This window comes from Streptomyces sp. NPDC057654 (assembly GCF_042800135.1).
Taxonomy (GTDB): domain Bacteria; phylum Actinomycetota; class Actinomycetes; order Streptomycetales; family Streptomycetaceae; genus Streptomyces.
Genome location: NZ_JBHVHQ010000795.1, coordinates 1 through 3,981, shown reverse-complemented (window position 1 = coordinate 3,981; position 3,981 = coordinate 1). Strand labels below are relative to the sequence as shown.

Annotated in this window: 4 protein-coding genes; 1 reads left to right on the top strand and 3 read right to left on the bottom strand. The window is 73.5% G+C overall.

Features of this window, described 5'->3' with window-relative positions; all coding sequences use genetic code 11:
- On the top strand, nt 1-687 hold a 687-nt coding region (locus ACFU99_RS36035; RefSeq protein WP_384400557.1), incomplete at its 5' end, for an alpha/beta fold hydrolase.
- A gap of 70 nt (nt 688-757) precedes the next feature.
- Here ACFU99_RS36035 and ACFU99_RS36030 read toward each other — a convergent pair.
- The 3 genes from ACFU99_RS36030 to ACFU99_RS36020 form a co-directional block, all read right to left on the bottom strand.
- On the bottom strand, nt 758-2,314 hold the full coding sequence (locus ACFU99_RS36030) for an MFS transporter (RefSeq protein WP_384400553.1): 1,557 nt from the start codon (nt 2,312-2,314) through the stop codon (nt 758-760).
- Nucleotides 2,311-2,859 carry a TetR/AcrR family transcriptional regulator gene (locus ACFU99_RS36025; RefSeq protein WP_384400550.1) on the bottom strand — a complete coding sequence of 183 codons (549 nt, stop codon included), beginning with the start codon at nt 2,857-2,859 and terminating at the stop codon, nt 2,311-2,313. Before ACFU99_RS36025 ends, ACFU99_RS36030 begins: the two co-directional genes overlap by 4 nt.
- A gap of 66 nt (nt 2,860-2,925) precedes the next feature.
- The gene (locus tag ACFU99_RS36020) at nt 2,926-3,900 is read right to left on the bottom strand and encodes an aldo/keto reductase (protein ID WP_384400547.1); all 975 of its coding nucleotides are present in this window, start codon (nt 3,898-3,900) and stop codon (nt 2,926-2,928) included.
- Between the last annotated feature and the right edge of the window lie 81 nt (nt 3,901-3,981).

Here is a 3,981-nt window from a genome sequence, read left to right as displayed (position 1 = left end):
CGCCTGTACGCGCCGCTGGCCGCCGCCCTCGCGCCGCGCCACCGCCTCATCGCGCTCGACCAGCGCGGCCACGGGCTGAGCGAGGGCGGCGGTCCCTTCTCCACGGACGAGTACGCGGCCGACGCCGCCGCCCTGATCGAGGCGTTGGGCGTCGGGCCGCTGCCGGTCGTCGGGCACTCGATGGGCGGGCTGATCGCCTACGCGCTCGCGGCGCTGCGGCCCGAGCTCGTACGGGCCCTGGTCATCGAGGACATGGGCGCGGTCAACCAGCCGCCGGAGGTGGCCCACGCGGTCCTCGACGTGTCCGACTGGCCGGTACGGGCGGCCGGCCGCGAAGCGCTGGGCGAAGCCATCACCGCGCGCGGCATCCCCGACCCCGCCTACTTCCTGGACAGCGCCGAACCGGACGGCGACGGCTGGCGGCTGCTGTTCGACCCGGCCGAGATGATGGAGTCCCAGCACGCGACGGCCGGCGACCACTGGCACCGCTGGCTCGGCTCCTCCTGCCCGGCGCTGCTCCTCCACGGCGAGCAGAGCTTCATGCTCTCCGCCGCCCACGCGCGCGAGATGGCGGAGCGGCGGCCGGGCGTGGAACTGGTGGAGTTCCCGGGATGCGGGCACTGGCTGCACGACGACGACCCGGCCGGGTACGAGCGGGCGGTGGCGTCGTATCTGAACGGCCTGTGACGGCGGGCCGCGCTCCGAAGAGGCGCGGGGAACCTCGCGACCAGCCGCAACGTCCCTGGCCAGGGAGCCGTCAGTGCTCCCCGGCCCCGTCCTCCAGCCGCTGCCCGCGCAGCAGGAACCACGCCGCGACCGCCGTGGCGAGCAGCACCGCGGCGCCCGCGGCCGCCGCGATGCGCAGTCCCTCCGTGAAGGCGTCCTGCGCGGAGGCGAGAAGCGCTGTGCCCGTCTCGTGCGGGAGCGTGGCGGCCGATTCGACCGCGCCCCCGAGGGATTCGTGGGCGTCGGCGGCGGCAGGTCCCGGTACGCCGTCCGGGACCGTGAAGCCGCGGTAGACGCCGGTGACGATCGAGCCGAGGAGGGCGATGCCCAGGGCTGCGCCGAGTTCGTACGCGGTCTCGGAGACGGCCGAGGCCGCGCCCGCCTGTTCCTTCGGGACGCTGGAGAGGATCACGTCGGCGGTGACGGTGAAGGAGAATCCGGCGCCGGTGCCGACGACGAGCAGTACCGCCCCGAGGATCGGGTACGGCATGTCGCCGCGCACCCAGATCAGTACGGCCAGGGAGATCCCGATGGCGGCCAGGCCGCCGGCGACGACGCCGCGTACGGAGTAGCGGCGGGCGACCTTGCCGGCGAGCAGCCCGGCGGTGACCGCCCCCACGGCGGCGGGGAGTTCGGCGAGGCCCGCCTCCAACGGGCCGCGGCCCTGGACGAGTTGCAGGAACTGGGAGAGAAAGAAGACCAGCCCGGACAGGCCGAGGATGGTCAGCAGGTCGGCGAGGACCGCGCCCGAGAAGCCGCGGTGGTGGAAGAGGCGCATGTCGAGCAGCGGTGCGGGGAGCCGGAGCTGGCGGCGGACGAACCACAGGAGGGCCAGCACGCCGATCACGCCCGCGGCGGCGATGTCCCAGCGCATGCCGTGCGCCGCCGCCTCCTTGATGGTGTAGACGACGCCGACGATGCCGATGAGCGAGAGGGCGACGCTGCCGAGGTCCCAGGGGCCGGGCGAGGGGTCGCGCGACTCGGGGAGGAGCTTGATGCCGACGACGACGAGGATGACCATCACCGGCAGGTTGATCAGGAAGACCGAGCCCCACCAGAAGTGCCCGAGCAGGAAGCCTCCGACGACGGGGCCGACGGCCGCGCCGGCCGAGGCCATCGCGCCCCAGATGCCGACGGCGAGGCTGCGTTCCTTGGGGTCGTGGAAGATGTTGCGGATCAGGGCGAGCGTCGACGGCATCAGCGTCGCGCCGGCTATGCCGAGCAGCGCGCGGGCCACGATCATCAGCTCGGGGCTGGTCGCGTAGGCGTTGAGCGCGGACACCGCGCCGAACGCGACGGCACCCGTGAGCAGCAGTTTCTTCCGTCCGATGCGGTCGCCGAGGCTGCCCATGGAGACCAGGAGCCCGGCGATGACGAAGGAGTACACGTCGCCGATCCACAGCAGCTGCGTGCCGGAGGGCTTCAGGTCCTCGCTGAGGAACGGCGTCGCGAGGCCGAGCACGGTCGCGTCGACCGCGACGAGGAGCACGGCGAGGACGAGGACAGCGAGCGCCAGCCAGCGGCCCGGGGCGGGGGCGCCAGGCCCCGCCCCCGGTACGGGCCGGGTCTTCGCTGCTGACTCGCTCATTTCTCCATGCTCCGTCGGGCGCCGCCGAGCAGCAGCTCGACGATCGAGTAGTTGAGGTCCTTGCGGGCGACGCGCCCCTCGTGCACGGCCCAGGCGCCCGCGCCGATCAGCCCGTACAGCGCCTCGGTGAGCCAGACGGAGCTGAGGTCGATCCGGAAGTGACCCTCTTCCTGGCCACGGCGGAAGACGGCGTTGATACGGGCGTCCAGCCGGTCCCAGCCCTCGTGGGTGTCGCCCTCGAAGAGCTGGTTCTCGGTGCAGAGGAAGGCCATGAAGGCGAAGACGGGTTCGGCTTCGGCGAGGAGCCGGCGCAGCGCCCCGACGGCGTCGCCCTCGTCCAGCCGGGCGGCGTCGAGGGCCTGTTCGAACTGGGCGATGCCCAGTTCCTCCAGGGCCCGTACGAGCGCGTCGCGCCCGGCGAAGTGCCGGTGCAGGGTGGCCCGGCTGATGCCGGCGGCCTTGGCGATCTCGTCCATCGAGGCCGTCGCCTTGCGGCTCAGCAGGCCGGCGGCCTCTTTCAGTACATGCTCACGGTCAACGGCCATGAGACGCACCTTACCCGAATGAGACATCAACGTCTCATCGGATAGCGGTGCGCCTCACGCCGGCGCTCAGGACCAGGGCAGCCGCGAGCGGTGCCGCCAGTAGGCCGCGGGATCTTCGGCGAGACCCGCCAGACGGGTGAGCTGCTCCTCGGTGAGGGCGAGGCGCACCGCGCCCACGTGGGAGGCGAGCTGCTCGGCGGTGGCCGCGCCGGAGAGGACCGTGCCGGCCCACGGCTGGTGCAGGACGGCGGCGACCGCCACCGCGTCGGGGGCCGCGCCCGTCTCCTCGGCGATCCGCAGCAGCTCCGGCGGCGCGTACGCGGCCGTCGCCAGCCGCCCGTTGGCGAGCGCCTCCTTGACGATCACCGCGACGCCCGCCTCATGGGCCTCGGCCAGCGCCGCGCCCGCGGCGGACTCCAGCACGTTGTACGTGGACTGGACGGTACGGAAGAGGGGTTCGCCCTCCCAGGTGACGCCGAGGGCGGCGCGGATGGCGTCGGCCTGGGCGGGGCCGCTGGTGGAAATGCCGACGGTCACGCCGTCGGCGGCGAGCGCGGCCAGCCGCTCGTGCAGCGCCCGGTCGGTCAGGGCCGGGCTCTCCGGGGTGACGGAGTGGATCTGGTAGAGGTCCAGGCGCCGCCCGAGCAGCGCGTCGGTCTCGGCGCGCTGCCGGTCGTACGCGGCGACGCTGTGGTCCTTGACCTCGTGCACATCGGCGTCGGTGCGCCAGTCGGCGACGTACGTGTAGCCCCACTTGCTGCCGATCACGGCGTCCGCGGCGCCGGGGCGGCGTCGCAGCCACTCGGCGAGGAACTCCTCCGAGCGCCCGTAGGACCGCGCCGCGTCCAGATACCGCACGCCGTGCCCGTACGCGGCGTCCAGCAGCTCGTGGGTGCGCTCGCGCATCGCGTCGACGGTGCGCTGGGCCGGGAGGTCCCGGTCGCGGCCGTGGTTGATGTAGCCGGGGCGGCCGACGGCGGCCAGCCCCAGTCCGATGCGAGCCGCCGGAGCGGCGGCTTCCGCGAGGCGCGCGAACGCCATGGTGTTCTCCCAAGGGCTGATGTTCTTGCTGGTCGGATCGTTTCACCGTACCCGCAGCAGCGGCGGGGACCGATCATCCGG

Excerpts from the sequence above, each read along its gene's own strand:
- ACFU99_RS36020 (WP_384400547.1), bottom strand. The coding sequence starts at position 3,900 with ATGGCGTTCGCGCGCCTCGCGGAAGCCGCCGCTCCGGCGGCTCGCATC.
- ACFU99_RS36030 (WP_384400553.1), bottom strand. The coding sequence starts at position 2,314 with ATGAGCGAGTCAGCAGCGAAGACCCGGCCCGTACCGGGGGCGGGGCCT.
- ACFU99_RS36025 (WP_384400550.1), bottom strand. The coding sequence starts at position 2,859 with ATGGCCGTTGACCGTGAGCATGTACTGAAAGAGGCCGCCGGCCTGCTG.